This is a genomic window from Pseudomonas sp. NFACC46-3, assembly GCF_900114515.1.
GTDB lineage: Bacteria > Pseudomonadota > Gammaproteobacteria > Pseudomonadales > Pseudomonadaceae > Aquipseudomonas > Aquipseudomonas fluorescens_Q.
On sequence record NZ_FOTH01000022.1, the window covers coordinates 52,053 to 76,554 of the forward strand.

Sequence of the window (24,502 nt, forward strand, 5' to 3'; positions counted from 1 at the left end):
TTTTGGAGTAATGACTATGCAACGCTATTCGGGCTTCGGCCTCTTCAAACACTCTCTCAGCCATCACGAAAACTGGCAGCGGATGTGGCGTACGCCGACACCGAAAAAAGTCTACGACGTGGTCATCGTCGGCGGTGGCGGGCATGGCCTGGCGACCGCCTATTACCTGGCCAAGGAACACGGCATCACCAACGTGGCCGTGGTCGAGAAGGGCTGGTTGGGCGGCGGTAACACCGCGCGCAACACCACCATCGTGCGCTCCAACTACCTGTGGGACGAATCGGCCCACCTGTACGAACACGCGATGAAATTGTGGGAAGGCCTGTCCCAGGACCTGAACTACAACGTGATGTTCTCGCAGCGTGGTGTCTACAACCTGTGCCACACCCTGCAGGACATCCGTGATTCCGAGCGCCGGGTCAGCGCCAACCGCCTCAACGGCGTAGACGGCGAGCTGCTCAACGCCAAGCAAGTGGCCGACGAGATCCCCTACCTGGATTGCTCGAAAAACACCCGCTACCCGGTGATGGGCGCCACCGTCCAGCGTCGCGGCGGCGTGGCCCGTCACGATGCCGTGGCCTGGGGCTTTGCCCGGGCGGCGGACGCGTTGGGCGTGGACCTGATCCAGCAGACCGAAGTGATCGGTTTCCGCAAGGAAAATGGCGTGTGCATCGGCGTGGAAACCAACAAGGGCTTCATCGGCGCCAAGCGCGTCGGCGTGGTGACCGCCGGTAACTCCGGACACATGGCCAAGCTCGCCGGCTTCCGCCTGCCGATCGAGTCCCACCCGCTGCAAGCGCTGGTGTCGGAACCGATCAAGCCAATCATCGACAGCGTGATCATGTCCAACGCCGTGCACGGCTACATCAGCCAGTCCGACAAGGGCGACCTGGTGATCGGCGCCGGTATCGACGGCTACAACGGCTACGGCCAGCGTGGTTCGTACCCGGTGATCGAGCACACCATCCAGGCCATCGTCGAAATGTTCCCGGTGCTCTCGCGGGTGCGCATGAACCGTCAGTGGGGCGGCATCGTCGACACCACGCCGGACGCCTGCCCGATCATCTCCAAGACCCCGGTGCCGAACATGTTCTTCAACTGCGGTTGGGGCACCGGCGGCTTCAAGGCCACCCCGGGCTCGGGCAACGTCTTCGCTGCAAGCCTGGCCAAGGGTGAAATGCACCCACTGGCCGCGCCGTTTTCCATCGACCGTTTCCATAACGGCGCATTGATCGACGAACACGGCGCTGCTGCCGTCGCCCACTAACAGGAGAAATCCCTATGTTGCACATCTTCTGTCCTCACTGCGGCGAACTGCGCTCCGAAGAGGAATTCCATGCATCCGGCCAGGCGCATATCCCGCGTCCGCTGGATCCGAACGCCTGCACCGACGAGGAGTGGGGTGACTACATGTTCTTCCGTGACAACCCACGTGGCTTGCACCATGAACTGTGGGACCACGTCGCCGGTTGCCGCCAGTACTTCAACGTGACCCGTGACACCGTGACCTACGAGATTCTCGAAACCTACAAGATCGGCCAAAAGCCGCAGTTCACCGACAAGGCTGACAGTCCGAAAGCGGCTGCACAGGCTCTGGGAGAGAAGGTATGAGCCAGATCAATCGCCTGTCCAACGGCGGACGGATCGACCGCAACAAAGTGCTGAGCTTCACCTTCAACGGCCAGACCTACAAAGGCTTCGAGGGCGATTCCCTGGCCGCTGCACTGCTGGCCAACGGCGTCGACATCATTGGCCGCAGCTTCAAGTATTCCCGCCCGCGCGGCATCTTCGCCGCCGGTGCCGAAGAGCCGAACGCCGTGCTGCAGCTCGGGGCCACCGAAGCCACGCAGATCCCGAACGTGCGCGCCACGCAACAGGCGCTGTACCAAGGTTTGGTCGCCACCAGCACCAACGGCTGGCCGAACGTGAACAACGACATGATGGGCATTCTCGGCAAGGTCGGCGGCAAGCTGATGCCGCCGGGTTTCTACTACAAAACCTTCATGTACCCGCAATCGTTCTGGATGACCTACGAGAAGTACATCCGCAAGGCCGCAGGGCTAGGTCGCTCGCCGACCGAGAACGATCCGGACACCTACGACTACATGAACCGCCACTGCGACGTGCTGGTCGTCGGCGCTGGCCCTGCTGGTCTGGCCGCCGCACTGGCCGCGGCCCGCAGCGGTGCGCGCGTCATCCTGGCCGATGAGCAGGAAGAGTTCGGCGGCAGCCTGCTCGACTCCCGCGAGAGCCTGGACGGCAAGCCCGCGACCGAATGGGTAGCTTCTGTTGTCGCGGAACTCAAGTCGATGCCCGACGTGGTGTTGCTGCCGCGTGCCACGGTGAACGGTTACCACGACCATAACTTCCTGACCATCCACGAGCGCCTCACCGATCACCTCGGTGACCGCGCGCCGATCGGCCAGGTTCGCCAGCGCATCAACCGCGTCCGTGCCAAGCGCGTGGTCCTGGCGACCGGTGCCTGCGAGCGTCCGCTGGTCTACGGCAACAACGACGTGCCGGGCAACATGCTGGCCGGCGCGGTGTCCACCTACGTGCGTCGCTACGGCGTGGCACCGGGCAAGAAACTGGTGCTGAGCACCAACAACGACCATGCCTATCGCGTGGCCCTGGACTGGTTCGACGCCGGCCTGCAAGTGGTGGCCGTGGCCGATGCGCGCAGCAACCCACGTGGCGCGCTGGTGGAAGAAGCCCGCGCCAAGGGCATCCGTATCCTCACCGGCAGCGCCGTGATCGAAGCCCGTGGCAGCAAGCGCGTCACCGGGGCACGTGTTGCCGCGATCGACGTCCGCGCCCATAAAGTCACCAGCCCTGGCGAATGGCTGGACTGCGACCTGGTGGCCAGCTCCGGCGGCTACAGCCCGGTGGTCCATCTGGCTTCGCACCTGGGCGGCAAGCCGATCTGGCGTGAAGACATCCTCGGTTTCGTACCGGGCGAAGCACCGCAAAAGCGCGTATGCGTCGGTGGTGTGAACGGTGTCTACAGCCTCGGCGATACCTTGGCCGATGGCTTCGAGGGCGGCGTGCGCGCGGCCAGCGAAGCCGGCTTCAAGGCAGTGGAAGGCGTGTTGCCCAAAGCCCTGAGCCGTCATGAAGAGCCAACCCTGGCGCTGTTCCAGGTGCCTCATGAAAAATCCACCGCACGGGCGCCGAAGCAATTCGTCGACCTACAGAACGACGTCACTGCCGCCGCCATCGAACTCGCCACCCGCGAAGGCTTCGAGTCGGTGGAACACGTCAAGCGCTACACCGCACTGGGCTTCGGTACTGACCAGGGCAAGCTGGGCAACGTCAACGGCCTGGCCATCGCGGCTCGTTCGCTGAACGTGAGCATCCCGCAGATGGGCACCACCATGTTCCGTCCGAACTACACGCCGGTGACTTTCGGCGCGGTGGCTGGCCGGCACTGTGGGCACATCTTCGAGCCGGTACGTTTCACCGCGCTGCATGCCTGGCATGTGAAGAACGGTGCCGAATTCGAAGACGTCGGCCAGTGGAAGCGCCCTTGGTACTTCCCGAAAAACGGTGAAGACCTGCATGCCGCGGTCAAGCGCGAGTGCAAGGCGGTGCGTGACAGCGTCGGCCTGCTGGACGCCTCGACCCTGGGCAAGATCGACATCCAGGGCCCGGATGCCCGTGAGTTCCTCAACCGCGTCTACACCAACGCCTGGACCAAGCTCGACGTGGGCAAGGCTCGCTACGGCCTGATGTGCAAGGAAGACGGCATGGTCTTCGACGACGGCGTAACGGCCTGTCTGGCGGACAACCACTTCCTGATGACCACCACCACGGGTGGCGCGGCGCGCGTGCTGCAATGGCTGGAGATCTATCACCAGACCGAATGGCCGGACCTGAAGGTGTACTTCACCTCGGTCACCGACCACTGGGCAACCATGACCCTGTCGGGCCCCAACAGCCGCAAGCTGCTGAGCGAAGTCACCGACATCGACCTGGACAAGGACGCGTTCCCGTTCATGACCTGGAAGGAAGGCCTGGTGGGCGGCGTGCCGGCGCGGGTGTTCCGGATCTCGTTCACCGGTGAACTGTCGTACGAAATCAACGTGCAGGCCGACTACGCCATGGGCGTGCTCGAGCAGATCGTCGAGGCGGGCAAGAAATACAACCTGACCCCGTACGGCACCGAGACCATGCACGTACTGCGGGCCGAGAAGGGCTTCATCATCGTCGGCCAGGACACCGACAGCTCGATGACCCCGGACGACTTGAACATGGGCTGGTGCGTAGGCCGCACCAAACCGTTCTCGTGGATCGGCTGGCGCGGCATGAATCGCGAAGATTGCGTGCGTGAAGACCGCAAGCAACTGGTGGGCCTCAAGCCGATCGACCCGAATGTCTGGCTGCCGGAAGGCGCGCAACTGGTGTTCAACACCAAGCAGGCGATCCCGATGACCATGGTTGGCCACGTGACCTCCAGCTATGCCCACAACTCCCTGGGTTATTCATTTGCCATGGGTGTGGTCAGGGGCGGCCTCAAGCGGATGGGCGAGCGCGTGTTCGCGCCATTGGCCGACGGCAGCGTGATCGAGGCAGAGATCGTTTCTTCGGTGTTCTTCGATCCGAAGGGCGACCGGCAGAATATTTGATACCTGATCGTTCCCACGCCCTGCGTGGGAATGCATCCCGGGACGCAGAGCGTCCCAAAAGCGGACGCAGAGCGTCCATGGCGGCATTCCCACGCAGCGCGTGGGAACGATCAATCTACGAGACAGGTGCTCCACATGACCGCAGTCAACGTGTACCAACAACGCCCAACCACCGGGGCCAAGGCCGAGTCGTCGCTGCACCATGCCGACCTCGCCAGCCTGGTGGGCAAGGGCCGCAAGAACGCCGGTGTCACCGTGCGCGAGAAAAAACTCCTGGGCCACCTGACCCTTCGTGGCGACGGCCACGACCCGGCGTTCGCCGCCGGCGTGCACAAGGCCCTGGGCCTGGAATTGCCAGGCGCCCTGACCGTTATCGTCAAGGGTGAAACCAGCCTGCAATGGCTCGGCCCGGACGAGTGGCTGCTGGTGGTGCCCACCGGCGAAGAGTTCGCCGCCGAGCAGAAACTGCGTGAAGCTTTGGGCGACCTGCACATCCAGATCGTCAACGTCAGCGGCGGCCAGCAGATCCTCGAGCTGTCCGGTCCGAACGTGCGCGACGTGCTGATGAAATCCACCAGCTACGATGTACACCCGAGCAACTTCCCGGTGGGCAAGGCCGTGGGCACGGTGTTCGCCAAGTCGCAACTGGTGATCCGCCACACGGGCGAAGACACCTGGGAACTGGTGATTCGCCGCAGCTTCTCCGATTACTGGTGGCTGTGGTTGCAGGATGCTGCGGCTGAGTATGGGTTGAGCGTGCAGGCCTAAAAACACGTTCTAAAGCCGAACACTTTTGTGGTGAGGGGATTTATCCCCGCTGGGCTGCGCAGCAGCCCTCAACCAGCCACCTCGGTGTATCAGACCGATCGCATCAAGCTTTTGGGGCTGCTTCGCAGCCCAGCGGGGATAAATCCCCTCGCCACAGGGTTCTGTGTTCGGCGGGGCTTATCCATAACAAACAGGAGTCACCGCAATGAGTCGCGCCCCAGACACATGGATTCTCACCGCCGACTGCCCCAGCGTGCTCGGTACGGTGGACGCGGTGACCCGCTTTCTGTTCGAGCAGGGCTGCTACGTCACCGAGCACCACTCCTTCGACGACCGGCTCTCGGGACGTTTTTTCATTCGTGTGGAATTTCGCCAGCCCGATGGCTTTGACGAGCAAAACTTCCGCGCCGGCCTGGCCGAGCGGGCCGAAGCCTTTGGCATGGTCTTCGAACTGACGCCGCCCAACTACCGGCCCAAAGTCGTGATCATGGTGTCCAAGGCCGATCACTGCCTCAACGACTTGCTCTACCGCCAGCGCATCGGCCAGTTGTCCATGGACGTGGTGGCCGTGGTGTCCAACCACCCCGACCTCAAGCCGTTGGCCGACTGGCACCAGATTCCTTACTACCATTTCCCCCTGGACCCGAACGACAAGCCTTCCCAGGAGCGGCAGGTGTGGCAGGTGATCGAAGACACCGGTGCCGAGCTGGTGATCCTTGCCCGCTACATGCAAGTGCTGTCGCCGGAGTTGTGCCGCAAGCTCGACGGCAAGGCGATCAACATCCACCACTCGCTGCTGCCGGGTTTCAAGGGCGCCAAACCGTATCACCAGGCCTACAACAAGGGCGTGAAACTGGTCGGCGCGACGGCGCACTACATCAACAACGACCTGGACGAAGGTCCGATCATTGCCCAGGGCGTGGAAGTGGTGGACCACAGCCACTATCCCGAGGATTTGATTGCCAAGGGGCGGGACATCGAAGGGCTGACCCTGGCCCGGGCCGTGGGGTATCACATCGAAAGAAGGGTGTTCTTGAACGCCAATCGCACTGTCGTTCTTTAGATTTTTGGGGCCGCTTCGCAGCCCATTCGCGAGCTTGCTCGCGATGAGGCCCTTACAGACAACAAAGAAACAAAGACACAAGCACTAACCCGAGCAATCAACGCGCTGCCTGCCTGGGCAACGCAGTTCCACAAAAACAACAGCGAGGTGAAAGCATGTCTGGTAATCGTGGTGTCGTGTATCTCGGCAACGGTAAGGTCGAAGTACAGAAAATCGACTATCCAAAAATGCAGGACCCGCGCGGCAGGAAGATTGAGCACGGTGTCATCCTGCGCGTGGTCTCCACCAACATCTGCGGCTCCGACCAGCACATGGTGCGCGGCCGTACCACGGCTCAGACCGGTCTGGTCCTGGGTCACGAAATCACTGGTGAAGTGATTGAAAAGGGCAGTGATGTCGAGAACCTGAAAATCGGTGATCTGGTGTCGGTGCCGTTCAACGTGGCTTGCGGGCGCTGCCGTTCCTGCAAAGAGCAACACACCGGCGTCTGCCTGACCGTCAACCCGGCCCGTGCCGGCGGTGCCTACGGTTACGTGGACATGGGCGACTGGACCGGCGGCCAGGCTGAATACGTACTGGTGCCGTACGCCGACTTCAACCTGCTGAAACTGCCGGACCGTGACAAGGCCATGGAGAAAATCCGCGACCTGACCTGCCTGTCCGACATCCTGCCGACCGGCTACCACGGCGCCGTCACTGCTGGTGTTGGCCCTGGCAGCACCGTCTACATCGCCGGTGCCGGCCCGGTTGGCCTGGCGGCCGCCGCTTCCGCACGCCTGCTTGGCGCTGCGGTGGTGATCATCGGTGACGTCAACTCAGTCCGCCTGGCTCATGCCAAGGCCCAGGGCTTTGAAATCGTCGACCTGTCCACCGACACCCCGCTGCACGAGCAAATCGCTGCGCTGCTGGGCGAGCCAGAAGTGGATTGCGCCGTCGACTGCGTTGGCTTCGAAGCCCGTGGTCACGGCCATGACGGCGTCAAGCACGAAGCCCCGGCCACCGTGCTCAACTCGTTGATGCAGGTGACCCGTGTCGCCGGCAAGATCGGTATTCCCGGCCTCTACGTCACCGAAGACCCAGGCGCGATCGATGCCGCCGCCAAGATCGGTGCCCTGAGCATCCGTTTTGGCCTCGGCTGGGCCAAATCCCACAGCTTCCACACCGGCCAGACCCCGGTCATGAAGTACAACCGCCAGCTGATGCAGGCGATCATGTGGGACCGCATCAACATTGCTGAAATCGTCGGTGTGCAGGTGATCAGCCTGGATGATGCGCCGAAGGGGTATGGCGAGTTCGATGCGGGCGTGCCGAAGAAGTTTGTGATTGATCCGCATAAGTTGTTTAGTGCGGCGTAAGGTTGTAGGCAAGACGGAAAAAGGGCGGCAGTTATGTCGCCCTTTTTTATTATCGTGTTTCGGCACCGTTCTACATCGGTCAGGCTTTTTTATGGGGTAAAGCGGATTGCTGAGGCCGCGTGTTCGGGATCAATACTAAGGCTTCTGCCTTCAAGGCTTGCAAAAATTGATTGGTTCGCAGTGCCTGGAAATTGAGCATGTTGTTGAAGTTTCTTTAACGGACTACCAGTTTGCGAGATGCCTACCCTAATTCGATACGCATCTACCGGTTTTCCTGTGAGTTTTGCAAAGCGACCGGCAAAAGATCCGCCTCCACCTTTTCCTGCATAACAAATAAGCAAACCCACGTTGTCGTAATCGCCGAAGTTAATCCCATGGCGGGTGGCGGCATCGTGAAGATTTTGTGGCGTCAGTCTTCGTTCACTACTGACTACTGCCGTTTTAGACCACGGGCCATGCGGGGTGCCGTGGGCTTCGATTATTAATTGTCGTTGCGTGGGGGTTGAGCTCTCAAATGCTACGACACGGCTGTCGATTATTTTGAAATTCGACATTTTGGCCTCTTTAATATTAGGGGTGGCCATTCGTGTCGATTTTCTTAGGTGGAGATTTCGCCCAATCGATTTGAAAAGTCCATAGATTGAAGAACGGCCTGTGGGATCGGTCCGGTTGAGCGGATCTCCAGAGCAGTACGTGTAGGTATTCATCCCACCCTCTCCAAACGGACTCAAACTGTCCGGGTTGTTGAAGCGCATCAGCACCGGGTTGAACGCCCTGTAGCCATTACCTAACAAATAATGCCCAGTCACCGGGTCCGGCCGTTCGCCGTTGAAGCCGAGCAGGCTGAGTAGACCGTTTTCCGGGACGCAGTGACCGTAAGGTGTGTAGGCGAGGGGGGAAAGGCCCGTTGCATCAAGCACGTGTAATACCGAGCGTTGCAGATCCGTGGTTAATAAGGTGATGTGTAGGGCGCCGTTGTGTCTCTGTTGTAGCGCCAGGAGCTGGTCATCCTGCTGGTAAATGGAGCACTGCGCCGAGCCTTGGATTTCGGTAGCCAGGCGATCCTTCAAATAGAAACGCTGGGATTTTGCCTGGGCCGTTGGTGTGCAATCGACCAGCCGATCCAAAGGGTCGTAGCGGTACCGGCAAAGCAGGTTTGCGTGTTCGACTGGCATGGGCATTACTCCTTGGAGGGTATGCGCATTTAAAGAGTTACTGTGACGCAACTGGGTAGAGTCGCCTACTAGCAACTCTGATAGTGGGGTAGCGGGAGGAGAGGGAGAACGTTGCTCATAAGGGCTAGCCTTCACGAGAGCACAACGGTGTAGTGATGCAAGCGATCATATGGGACGGCATCAACGTTGTGGAAATCGTCCGAGCAGATCATCAGCCTGGACTACACGCCGAAAGGCTTTGGTACGTTCGATGTAGGCGTGTCGAAGAAGTTTGTGATTGGGCTGCATAATATGTTTAGTGTTGGGGGGGGTAAGTTAATTTTGAAAATAGGAGGGTGGCTTAGTGTCATGTTTTTTTATAGTCCTATCAATTGATCTAATGTTTTTCATTGCGACTGAGTAAGGTGGCGGAGAAAAATGTTCGTAACTGGGCGGAGGCGACTCTCCGACACTAGGCCGAGGAACAACATGTCGACCTCGAAAATCGTTCAGTCCGTCATTTACGATTATTACAACAGGTGGTCTATATCTTGCTCCCGTCCTTAAGATGCTTCTAATATCTGCTCTAATTAGTGAAAATATCCGAGCGTGCAAGCCACGATTGGGATCCTCAGCGGGAAAAACTGAGAGGGCACTGACCTCTATAATGCCTCTAGTCGTCCGTGCCGAGGTTTCAGCATTGGAGGTCTGTAACGGAGTAGCTCCAGTTGTTGCCGGTGGATTTCGCGAGGCTGCGGGTTGAACTACCGGATTTGATTGCCTCATGAGCCCTGCTTCCCTCAAGACAGCCTTTAACGGGCCCCAAGTATGCCCCGTTGGATCACTCCGATTTATCGGGTCTCCAACGCAATAGGCATATGAATTCAATCCACCTGCCCCAAACGGACTCAAACTGTCCGGACTGTTGAAGCGCATCAATACGGGATTGAACGCCCTGTACCCATTACCCAACAAATAATGTCCGGTTACCGGGTCTGGCCGTTCGCCGTTGAAGCCGAGCAGACTGAGTAGACCGTTTTCTGGGACGCGGTGGCCGTAAGGTGTGTAGACGAGGGGCCAAGGCTGCGTTGCATTGAGCGCTTGTAATACTGAGCGGTGGTGATCGGTGGCGAGAAAAGTGGTTTGGACAGTGTCTTCCTGGCGTTGTTGCTGCGCCATGAGTTGGTCCTCCAGTTGAAAAAAGGAGCACTGCGCCGTCCCCCGAACTTCTGTGGCTAGACGATCCTTGAGGTAGAAACGTTGGGAGCTGACTTGGGCTGTTGGCGTGCAATCGGCCAAGCGATCCAACGGGTCGTAGCGGTATCGACAGAGTAGGTTTTCGCGTTCGAATGGCATCGACAGTACTCCCTGGAGGGTACGCGTATTTCAAAAGTTACTGTGGCACAATTGGTTAAAGTCGTCGACTAGCAACTCTGTTAGGGGCGAGTGGGGAAAATACGTCACTCACCTTAACTTGCTCAGAGACTTTACCGAAATTGTCGGTGTGTAGAAGAACAGCCTGGATTATGCGCCGAAGGGATGGCTGGTGCGATAGCGTGCAGAAGAAGTTTGTGATTGATTCGTATAAGTTGTTTTGTGCGGCGTAAGTAATGTAGATGAAGCGGTAAAAGTGCGGTCTTGGCCGCTTTTTTTAAGATGTCGAACAGTATTGCTCTTACCATAGGGGGGGGCAGCTAAACAGAGTAATAGCTGTCTTTCTGATGGAGGCGATCCAATGGATCGTAATAGCAGTGGCATAATAAGACCCTGCATTTATAAGTCATAGATTTTCCTCTGTTGGGGAAGCGTTCGACTGTTTTTTATCGTCAAAAGGTAATTGGTTGATTTCGATTAGGGCCGTCTTATTGAATGCGGCGAAGTGAATTTCACAGAATGATAGGGAGGTACGACTTCTCCTTCAAAGTAATAATTTTTTTTTGATTTTAAGATGCTTATTTTTTTTGCTTTTTTTATATTCGGATGAGCTATATTTAGTCTCTTCCCTGATCTGGAAAAAAAACTAGCCATGATAGGGCCTGAGTATGCTTTTACAGGTTTGTTCGTCAATGTCGCGAGCTCTGCACCAAAAGGACGAACGGTGGCAGCTGAGTAGCAGCTAAGAAGTCTAAGCGATGCATATTTTTTGAGGTCTACATGCCGTATAAGATGCTTATATAGCTCCGCTGGTGAGAAGAGTTCATTACCTATAAGAATGTAGCGTGGATCGCTCTCCCAGCGTGGGGGTGGGCTATGGCCAATTATATTTAACCGCAATCCATCTTGATAATCATCAAATATTATAGAGTTGTCTGCAATTCTTTTAACGTTCTTGATTGATTTGACAGCCACATCAGTATGAGCGGTTGGGGTCGGAGGTTTAGGCCTAAATAAATTCAGGAAAGATTTCCATAGATTTCTCGCCATGTGTCCGGTGGAATCATCCTGATTTACTGGATCCCCTAAACAATATGCATATGCATTCAATCCTCCTCCTCCAAACGGACTCCAAGCATCCGGGCTGTTGAATCGCATCAGTACTGAATTGAACGTCCGATAACCATTGCCCAGTAAATAATGTCCGGTTACCGGGTCTGGCCGTTCACCGTTGAAACCGAGCAGGCTAATTGAACTGCTGTCCCGGGCACGGTGGCCATAAGGTGTATAAATGAGGGAATGCGGCTGCATTGTGTCCCATGCTTGCAGTACCGAGCGTTGTTGATCGGTGGCGAGCAAAGTGGTTTCGACGACGCCGTCCAGACGCTGTTGTTGCGCCAGGAGTAGATCGGCCTGCTGGAAAATCGAGCGCTGCGTCGAACCTTGAATTTCGGTGGCCAGCCGGTTTTTCAAGTAGAAACGGTGGGTGTCTGCTTGATCCGAGGGTATGCAATCGGTCAGACGATCCAGTGGGTCGTAACGGTAGCGGCAGAGCAGCATTTTACGGTTCGTCGACATGGTTCGCTCGCTGTGTGGAGCCGGTCCTTAATTCCGGCATCACTCTCGTGGCTTGCATACCTTTTTCTCCTTTCTCGATTTCAAACGAAACGCTCTGCCTCTCCTTCAAAGTTTTATAGCCCTCACCAGCAATCGCCGAGTAGTGAACGAACAATTCCTCGCCACCCTTGCCGCAAGAAATGAAGCCATAGCCCTTTGCATCGTTAAACCATTTAACGGTTCCCTTGATTCGGTCGTTCATTTTTATTGTCCTGCTTGTCCGAATGGATAAAGGCGTGGTTGCCCATGGCCTTGTTTTCGTTGACACGACGGGAGCTTAGGATCGGGGCAAATCGTTGCCTACTGTCAGAGTTGACAGTAGGCAATACCGAGAGGGAATAACCGATTGCAAGTGATATTCAGATGACTGTCATGAGGCGATCATGCCAGGGCTTGCGCCTGCAATCGTCGGCCGATCACGTCCAGCACGTCGCAGCCATCGCGCAACGGAATCGCCAGGAGCAGGGCGAAGTCGTGGAGGACGACGGCGTCGGAACTGATCTCCTCGCGGAAGGCGATGTTTTCCAGTAGTTGGGTGGCGGCACGGATGCGGTAGGCGGCGGTTTCGTAGAGGACGTCGAGGGGGGCTTGGGTGTCGATGAGCAGGGTGGCGGGGGTGCAGTCGACGCCGGTGATGGGGATGTATCGGTTCATTGGGTAGATCTCCCGTAGCTTGGTGGATGCCGCCACTCACTCGTCGCCAAACGAATGGGTGGCAGCTGTACGCGGGTTGGCGAACCGGATAGCTACGGACTCCGGCAGACCTCAGGTCTCCCGCGCACAACTACCATTAAGTAGTTTTTCGAGTGCAAAAGCCCGTGCCAAAAAGCAGGGCTTCTGACCGTAGTTTATCGAGTCGCCAAACCCGAGTCGCCATGTGGACGACGGGAAGAACTATAGGCATCGCCTATTGGGCTGGGCAAGGCTCGCTGTTGCGGGGGATTTCCCAAGTATTTGTGGGATTTTTGGTCGTGAGTATTCAGGCAGGAACACCGCTTCCATTGTGGTGAGGGGATTTATCCCCCCTGGGCTGCGAAGCGGCCCCCAAACCAGGCAGCTCGGTGCGTCAGGAGGATTGAGTTCGCTGTTTTAGGGGCTGCTGCGCAGCCCAGCGGGGATAAATCCCCTCGCCACAAAGGGAGAGCAGTCCCCTGCTTTTCAGATACCAGCGGCGAGCGCTTCGCACTCGAGCGGGAGCAAGCTCCCTCGCCACCCGGTTATTGGTGTGCAGTCGCGGCCTCGACCCGGTCGCAGAATTCAGGGTAGAAGCCCTGGGCGCTGGGGCCTTGGCAATAGTCTTGCGCCTGGGTCAGGGCATCGGCGCTGAAGTCCAGGCTACGGGGCATGCTGGCGAAGGTGACGTAGCCATCCTGTTGCGTCTTGATGGCGTCGAAGCCTTGCATGTCGTAGACCAGTTCCACGTCATCATCGGCCAGCAGGCGCGCCTTGACGGTCACTTGCGTGTACTGCTTACCCCCCGGCGCGCCGTTGAGCGCCGCCAGGCCATGGCCGACAACCCGCAGCAGGTCCGCAACCCAGGCGTTGCTGTCATCCGTGGCGGTGTTTGGACGGTAGCGCAACGTCAGCGTTTGCTGGTCGCGGGTCACATCGGTAAGCGTCGGGGCGGAGCGCTTGATGCGGTGTTCGATGGTCAGCCAGGTCTTTTGTTCTTCGCTGGTGCCGTCGGCCAGTTCCGGATTCAGCGGGCCACGCTGGTACTCGTTGACGCCCAGGACAATGAGCATGCCCGTCAGGATGACGGCGAGGGCCGCGCCGCCGATTTTTACGTTCATAGGCAAACTCTGCAGGAGAAAGCCGCACTGTACGGTAACGGTGCAGGCGATGGCAGGGCGCCTTGAAATGCTGTGCAGGAACAGTGACGCGGTTGCCATTCCCGATCAAAGCAACAGGTTGAAGTAGTCTGCGTCCATTAACCTGCACATTTTGGTGTCCGGGCTTTCGCAGCGATTATTCACCCACCCTGAAAAGGCCGGTTCCAATATCTGCTGATACTCCATATTCAGATTTATGTCCCCGTACCGGCACGTGACGGTCGCCGTTGTGGCTGCCTGTCTGTCCTCGTCGGCTTCATGGATAACGTACTCGGCGCCTTCGAATTGCAGCCTTGCCAGGTCGACCACGTCCACCAGGCTTTCGCTCTCCCATTCGTGGTTGTCTTGTGCCTCGACGAAAAAAACATCTTCCACCGATTCAATGTTTTTATGGATGTCAGTGACGGCAGGGCAGGTTATTTCACCGGCATGGGCGTGGCCGATGATCAGCAAAAGCAACGCCGCGCCTCCAGCCAGTATTTTTCTCATGTGCCAGGCTCCAGGGCTCAGATCAACGATTCACGGCTTTGGTCGGGCGGGCTACTGTCAATGTTGTCAGTTATTTATGTCAATTCAGAACTGTATATGGATGTTTGGTAACTTATAGCTATAAGAAAAAGCGCAGTTTTCATTGAATCAGACACTTCTGACGGGCTTGGAAGATTTTTCTGTAGTGGCTATCGGCCATTGCTGTAATACGTTTAGGAACAATCTGCCTCCGCGCCAGTCCAACGCTCGCTTTACGCCGCTCTTGATGAGCGGCTTTTTCATGGTCTAGAGGATGTCCCGGATGAAGGTTTCACGTGGTTTTGCTCTGTCTTGCCTGTTGACGCTGGCTGCCAGCCCAGCCTTCGCGCAGTTCAGTCTCAGTGATGCAGCCAATGTGGTGTCGGCGATGCAGGGCAACCAAGGCGAACAGGGCGAGGGCGCCGTGGCCGCCGCGCCGAAAGCCGCCGGGCTGCTCAACACCTTGGGCTCGGAACTCAAGATCACGCCGGAACAGGCCATCGGCGGTGCCGGTGCGATGCTGGGGCTGGCGAAGAACCAACTCAGCGAGCCGCAGTTTTCCGAGTTGAGCAAAAGTGTTCCGGGCCTGGATCAGATCGCTGGGAACAGCGCCATCGGCGGGCTCAATGGCCTGGGCGGTTTGCTCGGGGGCGGATCGGAGAAGAATGCACTGCTCGACGGCTTGCTGGGCAACGTCAAGGACACCGGCGACCTGAACAATGCCTTCAGTGCGCTGGGCATGGACAGCGGCATGATCGGCCAGTTTGCCCCGATTATCTTGCAGTACCTCGGCCAACAGGGCGTGGCAGGTTCGTTGCTGCAGAATCTGGGGGGGATCTGGGGTACGGGGGCGGGTGTTTGATGAAGGTGGCGACATCGAAAATCCGCCACGGAACCATCAAAACCTCAAGCTGAAATAGTCGGCGTTCACCGGCTTGCAGGAGTAGGTGTCCCGGCTGGCGCAATGGTTGGCCGACCAGGGCAAGGACGCCGGCTCCTGGGCGTCAAGATAATCCAGCGTGAGGTTGTTCTCGCCGTAATTGCAGCTAATGATCACTCTCCTCGGCACCTGTTCATCTTCGTCGGGTTCATGGACCGCGAACTCAGCACCGTTGAATTGCTGCACCGCTGGATTGGCCTCCTGTCCAAGGTCTTGGCTCTGCCATTCGCGATCATCCTGAATTTCTACTGTTTCAGTGGTGCCATGGATGAGTGTTGTAGCCGGACAGGTGACTTCTGCGGCATGAACATGGCCGATTATCAGTAAGCAAATTCCTGCGCCGCCATCAGTCATTAAGTTTCTCATGGGCTTGCCTCCACAATGTGTCCCGGCGACATGTTTGCGGCTGTGCTTGGTGAGGGCTACTGTCAATGCTGACAGTTGTTTACGCTGATTTGGAATTAGCTGGTTCTTGCCTGTTAACCTTTGGCGATAAGAACTCAAACTTCATGAAAAGCGGAAACGTCTGAAGTATTAACAGATGGGGCGGTCTTTGCAGGGTTCCGAGGATGTTCGGGATGAAGGTTTCACGCGGTTTTGCGCCGCTGCCAACTATCAGAACTGTTAGGAATCCATTGTTTCGCTACGCAACGCCGCAATCCGCCGATCCTTCTCAGTCCACAGCTGGTTAACCCAATCCTGCACATGCTGGCGAAACACCGGGTCGTTCTCGTAATCCCCCTGCCACAGCGCCGGGTCCAGCTCGCGGGTCTGGATGTCGACGATGACCCGGGGCACCGCGCCGCTGATCAAATCCCAGAACCCGGGAATCCGTTCCTGCGGGTACACCACTGTCACGTCCAGTACGGCATCGAGTTGTTCACCCATGGCCGCCAGCACGAACGCCACTCCCCCGGCCTTGGGTTTGAGCAGGTGGGTGAAGGGTGACTGCTGTTGTTGGTTTTTGGCGGTGGTGAAGCGCGTGCCTTCGAGGTAGTTGACCACGGTGACCGGCTGGCGCTTGAACAGCTCGCAGGCGGCCTTGGTGATTGCCAGGTCCTTGCCGGCCAGTTCCGGGTTCTTGGCCAGGAAGGCCTTGGTGTAGCGTTTCATGAAGGGGTAGTCCAACGCCCACCAGGCCAGCCCCAGGAACGGCACCCAGATCAGTTCTTTCTTGAGGAAGAACTTGAAGAATGGCGTGCGCCGGTTGAGGGTCTGGACCAGGGCGGGGATGTCGACCCAGGATTGGTGATTGCTGATCACCAGGTAAGAGGTGTCGCGACGCAAGTTACCGCCGCCGCGGATGTCCCAGCGGGTGGGGATGCACAGGGCGAAGATCAGTTTGTCGATTTCGGCCCAGGTCTCGGCGATCCACATCACCGCCCACGAGGCGTAGTCGCGAAAGCGCCCGGGCAGGATCAGTTTGAGCAGGGCGAACACCATCAGCGGCCCGAACAGCACCAGGGTGTTGAGTAACAACAGCAGCGTGACGAAACAGCCGGTGAGCAGGCGGCGCATACGTGACTCTTGCAAGCGGGTGGGCGGGCCATGATAAGCAGCTTCCGGCGGCAGGCCAAATCGGCGTGGACGAAAGTTTCACTTGGGCTTGGCTAAACTGGATGGGCTTTTGTGGCGAGGGAGCTTGCTCCCGCTGGGCTGCGAAGCGGCCCCCCATAGTGGCCATGATCGGGTCGATTTTGCGACTGCTGCGCAGTCGAGCGGGAGCAAGCTCCCTCGCCACAGGTACCTGTCCAACCGAACGAATTCACCCGTCACGGTCTAAACCTCCACCCCACACAGGAAGCCCTATTGCATGAAATCCTTTCTCGCCCTGCTTTCCCTGGTGGCCCTTCCAGTGCTGGCCGCCGAGCCGACCCTGTACGGGCGCTACGAATACATCGCGCTGCCGGAAATTGGTGGTGAAGTGCTCAAGGCCAAGATGGACACTGGTGCGCTGACCGCCTCGCTGTCGGCCAAGGACATCGAAACGTTCACCCGCGACGGTGACGACTGGGTGCGGTTCCGCCTGGCGACCAAAGGTGCGAGCAACAAGGTCTACGAACACAAGATCGCGCGCATCAGCAAGATCAAGACCCGCTCTGAAGAAGACGAGGACGACGACGAAAAAATTGCGCCGACCAAGCGCCCGGTGGTGGATCTGGAGCTGTGCCTGGGTAACGTCAAGCGCACCGTGGAGGTCAACCTGACCGACCGCAGCAGCTTCAATTACCCGCTGTTGATTGGCGCCAAGGCCCTGCGTGAGTTTGATGCAGCGGTGAACCCGGCCCGACGCTTTACGGCAGACAAACCCGACTGCTGATTTCCCTGATTGACGTGCCCCAAGCCTTGGGGCACCGTTCCGGCAACTTTATTGCCGGGCTCGCAAGCCATGCCTCATATCCTGATTGTCGAAGACGAAGCCGCCATCGCCGATACGTTGGTGTTTGCCCTGCAAGGGGAGGGGTTCGACACCACTTGGCTGAGCCTTGGCGCCGCCGCCCTCGATCACCAGAAGAACACCCCGGCCGACCTGATCATCCTCGATGTGGGCCTGCCGGATATCAGCGGATTCGAGACGTGTAAAAATCTCAGACGTTTCAGCGACGTTCCGGTCATCTTTCTGACAGCCCGGGATGGCGAGATCGACCGGGTCGTGGGCCTGGAAATCGGTGCCGACGATTATGTGGTCAAGCCCTTCAGTCCCCGCGAGGTGGCGGCCCGGGTCCGGGCGATCCTCAAGCGTGTGGCGCCGCGACCGGCGGCGGACTCAAGCACAGCGTTGTTCCAGGTGGACAGCGACCGGGTGCAGATCAACTATCGCGGCAAACCGCTGAACCTCACCCGACACGAATTTCGTCTGCTCAATTGTCTGCTGGAGCAACCTGAGCGGGTTTTCAGCCGCGAACAATTGCTCGATGCCCTGGGCGTGGCCAGTGATGCCGGCTATGAGCGCAGCATCGACAGCCATATCAAGAGCGTGCGCGCCAAGTTGCGCCTGGTGAGGGCCGAAGCCGAACCGATCCAGACCCACCGGGGCCTGGGCTACAGCTACAGCCCGGGGCACAGCTGATGTCGCTGGGGATCCGGATTTTCCTGGTGTATGTGCTGTTTATCGGTCTGACCGGGTATTTCGTGCTCAACACGGTCATGGAAGAAATCCGCCCCGGCGTGCGCCAGTCCACCGAAGAAACCCTGGTGGACACGGCCAACCTGATGGCCGAGATCCTGCGGGACGATTTCAAGGCCGGCACCCTCAACCAGAATCGCTGGCCGCAGTTGCTCAAGGCCTACGGCGAGCGCCAGCCGGCGGCGACGATCTGGGGCTTGCCGAAAAACCAGGTCAGCCATCGCATCTACGTCACGGATGCCAAGGGTATCGTGGTGCTCGATTCCAGTGGCGTGGCGGTGGGCCAGGATTATTCGCGCTGGAACGACGTTTACCTGACCCTGCGCGGCCACTACGGCGCCCGTTCGACCCGCAGCGTTGCCGATGATCCAACGTCTTCAGTGATGCATGTCGGCGCGCCGATCCGCGATAACGGCCGGATCATCGGTGTCGTCACCGTGGCCAAGCCCAACAGTTCGCTGCAGCCCTATGTCGACCGCACGGAGCGGCGCCTGCTGGCCTACGGCGCCGGGCTGATCGTCCTTGGCCTGCTGCTGGGGGCTCTGTTGTCATGGTGGCTCAGCGCAGCATTGCGCCGTTTGACGAGCTACGCCCAGGCGGTCAGCCAGGGACGCCGGGTGGAAGTGCCGCATTATCGCGGCGGCGAGTTCGAGCAACTGGCGGGGGCGGTGGAGCACATGCGCACCCAACTCGAAGGCAAGGCCTACGTCGAGCGTTACGTGCACACCCTGACCCACGAGCTCAAGAGCCCGCTGGCGGCGATCCGCGGCGCTGCCGAACTGCTGCAAAGTGATATGCCGGCGGCCCAGCACCAGCGTTTCGTCAGCAACATCGAGAGTGAAAGCGTGCGCATGCAGCAGTTGATCGAACGCTTGCTCAACCTGGCCCAGATCGAGCAACGACAGGGGTTGGAGGACGTGGTCGCTGTGCCGCTGGTGGCTTTGCTGGATGAGTTGCTGGAAGCGCGCGGTGGTTGGATCGAAAGTCGTCAGCTAAAGGTCGAGCAACGTATTGCCGCCGACCTGACCCTAACGGGTGAGACATTTCTGTTGCGCCAGGCCCTGGGTAATCTGCTGGAAAACGCCCTGGACTTTACTCCCGCCCATGGATTGCTGCGCATCAGCGCCGAACGAATCGACAACCAGGTCGAGATCCGCCTGTTCAATCAGGCCGAACCGATTCCCGACTACGCCCTGCCACGCCTGAGCGAGCGCTTCTACTCCCTGCCGCGCCCGGACAGCGGTCGCAAGAGCACCGGCCTGGGGCTCAACTTCGTGGAGGAAGTGGTGCAGTTGCATGGAGGTGAGTTCAGGATTGGCAACGTCGAGGGTGGGGTGGAGGTGGTGCTGCGCTTGCCTTGAGAAAAATTTGATTAATTTTGTTATTGGTTAATTTACATAATCATTTTTTAGGTTTAGTTTTCGCTTAGCACTGACGAACAATAACTAGACCTGTCAGCACGCCCCGCCTTACGGCGAGATGGCTTTCGGTTCGTTGGTCCTATTCGTGGCTACACAACCGGGAGCATGAGCATGGTAAGCCTCTGGCAAAAATTGCAGGCCAAGTTGCTGCGCGCCTTCGCCAAGCGAATGAAGGCGAAGTTCACCTATGACCCCGCGCGGTTTCCGTTGCGCGCCGTGGCCGAACAAACCATTGCAACCCCATGGGGACCCGCGCGGGCGTTGTTCTACTGGCCCCATTCCCAGACCGCGACGACGCTGCCGGTGTATCTGAATTTCCACGGGGGTGGTTTTGTCGCCGGAACGCCCGAGCATGACGACAGCTATTGCCGTCGACTGGCCCACAACCTGAATTGCCTGGTGGTCAACCTGGACTATGCGCTGGCGCCAGAGCAGGTCTTTCCCGCAGCGCCGCGGCAATGTTTTGCGGTGCTCGAGTGGTTGGCGGGCCAGGCCGAAGCGTTGGGTATCGATCCCCAGCGGATCGCCGTCGGTGGTCATAGCGCCGGCGGTAATCTGGCCGCGGTGGTGGCGGGCCTGGCGCGAGGTCATCGAACACTGAAAGTGGTGCATCAATTGATCGATTATGCGGCGCTGGACCTGGCCCAAGACCCAGCGCTGAAGACTTCCACCGTTGCCCGTCCCTTGCTCGGTGTCGGCCTGATGCGCTTCTTCATGCGCTGTTACCTGAGCGATCCGGCACAGGCGCTCGATCCGTTGGCGTCGCCCCTGCTGTCGCCGGTTGATTCGCTGGTGGGGATGCCGGCGGCCACGGTGATCACCGCGCAGTACGATATCTTGCGTGGCGAGGGCGAGGCCTACGCCGAAAAGTTGCGTCTGGCCGGCGTGCCAGTGCGGTTGCGAATGTTTGAAGGCTGCGACCACATGTTCACCCACCTGGGGCCGGACGAGTCGGCCGAGGAGGCCTGGCAGCTGATGGAAGATTCCCTGCGCGAAGCGTTCCAGGCCGTGGACGTGGCGGATGCCGGCGTTCGCGCCCAGCACGACGATGGCCGTCTCCACACAATCTCCACAATCGCTCCATAAGCCCAACACACAGCCACCCCAGACTCTCCCTCATTCGAACAGGGAGAGCCCCACATGAACCGCAGTCTCGCCATAAAACTGGGCATGATCGCCCTATTGATTCTCTTGTTGATGGTCCCGTTGTTGATGATCAACGGGCTCATTGATGAGCGCCAGGAACTGCGTGACGGTGTGCTGCAGGACATCGCCCGCAGCTCCAGCTACAACCAGCAACTGATCGGGCCGATGATCGTGGTGCCGTTTCGCAAGAGCGTGAAGGTCTGGAATACCAACGAGAAGACCGGCGTGCGTTTCCTGGAAACCGTCGAGCGAGCAGGTGAGTTGTATTTTTTACCGGAGCAGTTTGAACTCGACGGCCAAATCCGCACCGAAACCCGTGCCCGGGGCATCTACGAAGCGCGCTTGTTCCATGCCGATAACCGGATCGATGGCCGCTTCAAGGTGCCTGAGCGCTACGGTGTCGCTGCCAAGGACTTTGCCGATTACCGCTTCGACGAGCCATACCTGAGCGTTGGCATCAGCGATATTCGCGGCATCGAGAATGCGCTGACGCTGACGCTGAACCAACAGACCGTCGACTTCCTGCCTGGCTCGCGGCTCGGCTGGCTGGGGCAGGGTGTGCATGTGCCGCTGCCAATGATCACCGCCCAGGGCGGCCCTGAGCTGACCTTCGGTTTTGACCTGCGCCTGCAAGGCACCGGCGAGTTCCAGATTCTGCCAGTGGGCAAATCCACCAAGGTGCACCTGTCGGCCGACTGGCCACATCCCAGCTTCATTGGCAACTACCTGCCCACCAATCGCGAGATCAATGAGCAGGGTTTCAGTGCCGACTGGCAGACGTCGTTTTTCTCCACCAACCTTCTGGAAACACTGCAAGCCTGCGAACCAAGCGATAGTTGTGAAGCGTTCCGCAGCCGGGCCTTCGGTGTGAGTTTAATCGACCCGGTGGACCAGTACCTCAAGAGCGACCGGGCGATCAAATATGCGTTGCTGTTCGTCGCCCTGACCTTCGCCGGCTTCTTCCTTTTCGAAGTGCTCAAGAGCCTGGCGGTGCATCCGGTGCAGTACGCCTTGGTGGGTGTGGCGCTGGCGTTCTTTTACCTGTTGCTGCTGTCATTGTCGGAGCACATTGGCTTCGCCTTGGCCTACCTGGCGTCGGCCAGTGCCTGTGTGTTGCTGATCGGCTTTTATGTCTGCCATGTGCTGCGCAGCGTCAGCCATGGCCTGGGATTTTCGGCGGGGCTGGCGGGCTTGTACGGTTTGCTCTACGGCTTGTTGAGCGCAGAGGACTACGCGTTGTTGATGGGTTCGCTGTTGCTGTTCGGCCTGCTGGGGGTGTTCATGGTGCTGACCCGCAAGCTGGACTGGTACGGGGTTGGCGCGAAGCCGGCGGCGGCGATGAGCTTTGATCTGGGAGAGGTGAAATGAGCCGGTCGCTGGGGTTGCGTGAGGATCAGCGAGTGCGCGAAGTGTTGGTGATGCGCATTGCCGGGTTGTTCCCGCTGGATCCGGTGCGCTGCCATCGCGAGCAGGCTCGTTCCCACAAGGTGCAACACGATTCTATGTGGGAGCGAGCCTGCTCTCGATGAGGCCGGCACAGCTTGTGCAGCGTTAGACCCGGGGCACTGTTTCAAGCATTGATGGCCGCAAACTGACCTCGGCAAACCACGCCGCCAGTTGCCGATGGGCCTTGCGCCATTCCAGGTCCGGATGGCGCAGGTCCAGGTAACCCAAGGCACACGCCACGCTGATGGAGGCTACGTCGAAGTGGCAGGCCAGTTCGGCAATCGCCTCGGCTTCGAGCATGCCCAAGGCGCGGCGAATCTTGTCCCGCTGCGCCTCGAGCCATTCGTCCCAGTGCTTTTCCGCCGGGCGTAGCGCGGTTTCGTAACGGATCATCACCGCCGCATCCATGATCCCGTCGGCCAGGGAGGCCAGGGTCAGGCGCCGCCAGCGGGCCGCACCCTCGCGGGGGATCAGCGGGTTGCCGACGTGCTGGTGGTCGAGGTAATCGAGAATGACCCGGCTGTCGTGGATGACACTGCCGTTGGCCAGGCGCAGGGCCGGGATCTTGCTCAACGGGTTGTCATCGATGAGCGCCCGATCCGGCTTGACCGGCGTGAGCTGGCTGAGCTGCAATGCCACGCGATCCTGCTGACCGGTTTCGTGCAGCAGCACCAGGACCTTGCGAACGAAAGGCGAAGCGGGGTTGTGGAACAGCGTCATGCTGGGGGTGGACATGCAAAGTCTCCTCGATTGGCGGGCAGGACTTAGCCTAGACAGTTCCGGTGCGGCTGGCGAGTGGCCGCGTCCGGCTGAGCTTATCCGCGCTTGAGCAATCCCCAGGTCCCCAGCACCGTCGGAACCCCCAGGCCCACCCAGGCCACTGCATCCCACATCCCATCGCCCAGCAGCGCCGAAAACAACCCTGCTGCGCTCAGTACGCCAATCACCACGGGAATACCAAACACCTTCCAGAAACTCGACTGCCGAGGCCTCACGAGACGACCTCCGTGCCGACGGCTGCGCGCTTGGCCGCTTTACGCCGCACCAGCCACAGGTAGACGCCGCTGCCGAGGACGATGATGGTGAGCACGTCGAGGGTGGCCCAGAAGATCTGCATCGGCCGGCCACCGTAGTCGCCGAAGTGCAGTGGCAGGGACAGGCTCATGACGTCCATGTACCACGGCCGCTCGGCCACGGCGGTGACCTCCAGGGTGCTGGCGTCGATCAATACCGGCGTCAGCAAGTGCGAGGTCAGGTGGGTGCCGCCTTTCATGAACACGCCGTAGTGGTGTTGGCTGGAAAACAGCGTACCGGGGAAGGCGATGAAGCTCGGTTCCATGCCCGGCGCGACGTCCTTGGCGATGTCGAGCAAGCGGGTAGCCGGGGCCAATTGGGTCAACGGCGGGGCGTTGCGATAGGGTTCGACCATGGCACTGAGGCTGTCGTTGCGCCAGGCGGCGATGATCAGGTCGGCGCACGCGGCAATCACGCCGGTGACGCCAACGGTGAGCGCCCAGACCAGCGTGACCACGCCGATCAGGTTGTGCAGGTCGAGCCAGCGCAGGCGCGTGGATTTGTCCTGGCGCACCGTGGCGAACTTCAACCGGCGCATGAACGGCAGGTACAGGACCACCCCGGAAACGATGGCGATCACGAACAACAGCCCCATGAACGCCAGCAGCAACTTGCCCGGCAAACCCGCGAACATATCCACGTGCAGGCGCAACATGACCATCATGAAACCGCCGTTGGCCGAGGGCATTTCCAGGGCCTCGCCGGTGCGCGCATCGAGCATGAAGGTATGGGAGGAATTGGGCTCGGTGTCCGGTGTCGGCGCCATGATGGTGAAGATGCCGTTGGGCTCGTCTTCGTCCCAGCCAAAATACTGGACCACTTCACCCGGACGATGGGCCTTGGCCTTTTCCACCAATTGCTGAAGGTCCAGGTGTGGCGTGTCGGCCGGCATCTCCCGGAACTCGGGGGCGTCGCCCAGCAGATGCTCGATTTCATGATGGAAAATCAGCGGCAGCCCGGTGATCGCCAGCATCAGCAGGAACACCGTGCAGATCAGGCTGGTCCAGGTGTGGACGAAGGACCAGCGGCGGATGGTTTTGCTTTTCATGATGG

Annotated in this window: 25 protein-coding genes and 1 pseudogene; 14 read left to right on the forward strand and 12 right to left on the reverse strand. The window is 59.2% G+C overall.

All coding sequences use genetic code 11. The annotated features are described in order from the left end of the window. The first annotated feature begins 16 nt into the window (after nt 1-16). The 6 genes from BM300_RS20530 to fdhA all read left to right on the forward strand — a co-directional run bounded on the left by BM300_RS20530 (nt 17) and on the right by fdhA (nt 7,811). Nucleotides 17-1,267, forward strand: coding sequence for a sarcosine oxidase subunit beta (locus tag BM300_RS20530; protein WP_003206307.1), 1,251 nt, complete (start codon nt 17-19; stop codon nt 1,265-1,267). Nucleotides 1,268-1,281: 14 nt separating this feature from the next. Beyond that, a complete protein-coding gene (locus BM300_RS20535) occupies nt 1,282-1,611 on the forward strand; it encodes a sarcosine oxidase subunit delta (RefSeq protein ID WP_014340581.1) in 330 nt (109 codons plus the stop codon). Continuing rightward, complete coding sequence (locus tag BM300_RS20540; RefSeq protein WP_092146315.1) at nt 1,608-4,625, forward strand: sarcosine oxidase subunit alpha; 3,018 nt, start codon at nt 1,608-1,610, stop codon at nt 4,623-4,625. Before BM300_RS20535 ends, BM300_RS20540 begins: the two co-directional genes overlap by 4 nt. 135 nt (nt 4,626-4,760) lie before the next feature. Beyond that, complete coding sequence (locus tag BM300_RS20545; RefSeq protein ID WP_057450497.1) at nt 4,761-5,393, forward strand: sarcosine oxidase subunit gamma; 633 nt, start codon at nt 4,761-4,763, stop codon at nt 5,391-5,393. A 205-nt stretch (nt 5,394-5,598) separates the two neighbouring features. Continuing rightward, nucleotides 5,599-6,456, forward strand: a complete 858-nt coding sequence (gene purU, locus BM300_RS20550) for a formyltetrahydrofolate deformylase (protein ID WP_092146317.1) — start codon at nt 5,599-5,601, stop codon at nt 6,454-6,456. Nucleotides 6,457-6,611: 155 nt separating this feature from the next. Next, a complete protein-coding gene (gene fdhA / locus BM300_RS20555) occupies nt 6,612-7,811 on the forward strand; it encodes a formaldehyde dehydrogenase, glutathione-independent (protein WP_092221483.1) in 1,200 nt (399 codons plus the stop codon). Nucleotides 7,812-7,900: 89 nt separating this feature from the next. Here fdhA and BM300_RS20560 read toward each other — a convergent pair whose 3' ends face one another. Further along, nucleotides 7,901-8,986 carry an RHS repeat-associated core domain-containing protein gene (locus BM300_RS20560; RefSeq protein ID WP_092221485.1) on the reverse strand — a complete coding sequence of 362 codons (1,086 nt, stop codon included), beginning with the start codon at nt 8,984-8,986 and terminating at the stop codon, nt 7,901-7,903. Nucleotides 8,987-9,135: 149 nt separating this feature from the next. Here BM300_RS20560 and BM300_RS31840 point away from each other — a divergent pair. Beyond that, nucleotides 9,136-9,286 (forward strand): annotated as a pseudogene (locus BM300_RS31840) (formaldehyde dehydrogenase, glutathione-independent); the annotation flags it as partial. A gap of 15 nt (nt 9,287-9,301) precedes the next feature. On the opposite strand, the gene BM300_RS31845 reads toward BM300_RS31840, so the two are convergent. The 6 genes from BM300_RS31845 to BM300_RS20590 form a co-directional block, all read right to left on the reverse strand. Continuing rightward, the gene (locus BM300_RS31845; RefSeq protein WP_371914667.1) at nt 9,302-10,321 is read right to left on the reverse strand and encodes an RHS repeat-associated core domain-containing protein; all 1,020 of its coding nucleotides are present in this window, start codon (nt 10,319-10,321) and stop codon (nt 9,302-9,304) included. 495 nt (nt 10,322-10,816) lie between these two features. After that, nucleotides 10,817-11,917: an RHS repeat-associated core domain-containing protein gene (locus BM300_RS20570; RefSeq protein WP_092463827.1), complete on the reverse strand. Its 1,101-nt coding sequence runs from the start codon at nt 11,915-11,917 to the stop codon at nt 10,817-10,819. Next, nucleotides 11,901-12,158 (reverse strand): cold-shock protein, encoded by a 258-nt coding sequence (locus BM300_RS20575; protein ID WP_092345300.1) that lies wholly within the window; start codon nt 12,156-12,158, stop codon nt 11,901-11,903. The genes BM300_RS20570 and BM300_RS20575 overlap by 17 nt, the downstream gene beginning before the upstream one ends. Nucleotides 12,159-12,337: 179 nt before the next feature. Further along, entirely contained in the window at nt 12,338-12,610 is a 273-nt protein-coding gene (locus BM300_RS20580) for a hypothetical protein (RefSeq protein WP_092146325.1), read from the reverse strand. A gap of 563 nt (nt 12,611-13,173) precedes the next feature. Next, nucleotides 13,174-13,749: a hypothetical protein gene (locus tag BM300_RS20585; protein WP_170862081.1), complete on the reverse strand. Its 576-nt coding sequence runs from the start codon at nt 13,747-13,749 to the stop codon at nt 13,174-13,176. Between the two features lie 105 nt (nt 13,750-13,854). Continuing rightward, complete coding sequence (locus tag BM300_RS20590; RefSeq protein WP_092463833.1) at nt 13,855-14,277, reverse strand: DUF3757 domain-containing protein; 423 nt, start codon at nt 14,275-14,277, stop codon at nt 13,855-13,857. 301 nt (nt 14,278-14,578) lie between these two features. Between BM300_RS20590 and BM300_RS20595 the strand changes: the two genes are divergently transcribed. After that, nucleotides 14,579-15,157, forward strand: a complete 579-nt coding sequence (locus tag BM300_RS20595) for a DUF2780 domain-containing protein (protein WP_092221497.1) — start codon at nt 14,579-14,581, stop codon at nt 15,155-15,157. A gap of 36 nt (nt 15,158-15,193) precedes the next feature. On the opposite strand, the gene BM300_RS20600 is transcribed toward BM300_RS20595, so the two are convergent. Both BM300_RS20600 and BM300_RS20605 read right to left on the reverse strand, forming a co-directional pair. Then, a complete protein-coding gene (locus BM300_RS20600; protein ID WP_139232375.1) occupies nt 15,194-15,589 on the reverse strand; it encodes a DUF3757 domain-containing protein in 396 nt (131 codons plus the stop codon). Between the two features lie 270 nt (nt 15,590-15,859). After that, nucleotides 15,860-16,753, reverse strand: a complete 894-nt coding sequence (locus BM300_RS20605; RefSeq protein ID WP_092463836.1) for an acyltransferase — start codon at nt 16,751-16,753, stop codon at nt 15,860-15,862. Nucleotides 16,754-17,048: 295 nt separating this feature from the next. On the opposite strand from BM300_RS20605, the gene BM300_RS20615 reads away from it, so the two are divergent. The 6 genes from BM300_RS20615 (at nt 17,049) to BM300_RS31080 (ending at nt 22,458) form a co-directional block, all read left to right on the forward strand. Further along, nucleotides 17,049-17,555 carry a retropepsin-like aspartic peptidase RloA2 gene (locus tag BM300_RS20615; protein WP_092463842.1) on the forward strand — a complete coding sequence of 169 codons (507 nt, stop codon included), beginning with the start codon at nt 17,049-17,051 and terminating at the stop codon, nt 17,553-17,555. Between the two features lie 69 nt (nt 17,556-17,624). Beyond that, nucleotides 17,625-18,305 carry a two-component system response regulator CreB gene (creB, locus tag BM300_RS20620; RefSeq protein WP_063324059.1) on the forward strand — a complete coding sequence of 227 codons (681 nt, stop codon included), beginning with the start codon at nt 17,625-17,627 and terminating at the stop codon, nt 18,303-18,305. After that, nucleotides 18,305-19,723: a two-component system sensor histidine kinase CreC gene (creC, locus tag BM300_RS20625; RefSeq protein ID WP_092463844.1), complete on the forward strand. Its 1,419-nt coding sequence runs from the start codon at nt 18,305-18,307 to the stop codon at nt 19,721-19,723. The genes creB and creC overlap by 1 nt, the downstream gene beginning before the upstream one ends. Nucleotides 19,724-19,894: 171 nt before the next feature. Beyond that, nucleotides 19,895-20,869 (forward strand): alpha/beta hydrolase, encoded by a 975-nt coding sequence (locus tag BM300_RS20630; protein ID WP_092463847.1) that lies wholly within the window; start codon nt 19,895-19,897, stop codon nt 20,867-20,869. A 54-nt stretch (nt 20,870-20,923) separates the two neighbouring features. After that, nucleotides 20,924-22,297, forward strand: a complete 1,374-nt coding sequence (gene creD / locus BM300_RS20635) for a cell envelope integrity protein CreD (RefSeq protein ID WP_092463850.1) — start codon at nt 20,924-20,926, stop codon at nt 22,295-22,297. Further along, nucleotides 22,294-22,458, forward strand: a complete 165-nt coding sequence (locus BM300_RS31080; protein ID WP_170862082.1) for a hypothetical protein — start codon at nt 22,294-22,296, stop codon at nt 22,456-22,458. The genes creD and BM300_RS31080 overlap by 4 nt, the downstream gene beginning before the upstream one ends. A 22-nt stretch (nt 22,459-22,480) precedes the next feature. On the opposite strand, the gene BM300_RS20640 is transcribed toward BM300_RS31080, so the two are convergent. The 3 genes from BM300_RS20640 to BM300_RS20650 form a co-directional block, all read right to left on the reverse strand. Next, a complete protein-coding gene (locus BM300_RS20640) occupies nt 22,481-23,110 on the reverse strand; it encodes a glutathione S-transferase (protein ID WP_092345310.1) in 630 nt (209 codons plus the stop codon). Between the two features lie 80 nt (nt 23,111-23,190). Next, nucleotides 23,191-23,370 carry a hypothetical protein gene (locus tag BM300_RS20645; RefSeq protein WP_063324064.1) on the reverse strand — a complete coding sequence of 60 codons (180 nt, stop codon included), beginning with the start codon at nt 23,368-23,370 and terminating at the stop codon, nt 23,191-23,193. Beyond that, a complete protein-coding gene (locus BM300_RS20650) occupies nt 23,367-24,497 on the reverse strand; it encodes a PepSY-associated TM helix domain-containing protein (protein ID WP_092146345.1) in 1,131 nt (376 codons plus the stop codon). The genes BM300_RS20645 and BM300_RS20650 overlap by 4 nt, the downstream gene beginning before the upstream one ends. Nucleotides 24,498-24,502: the final 5 nt, after the last annotated feature.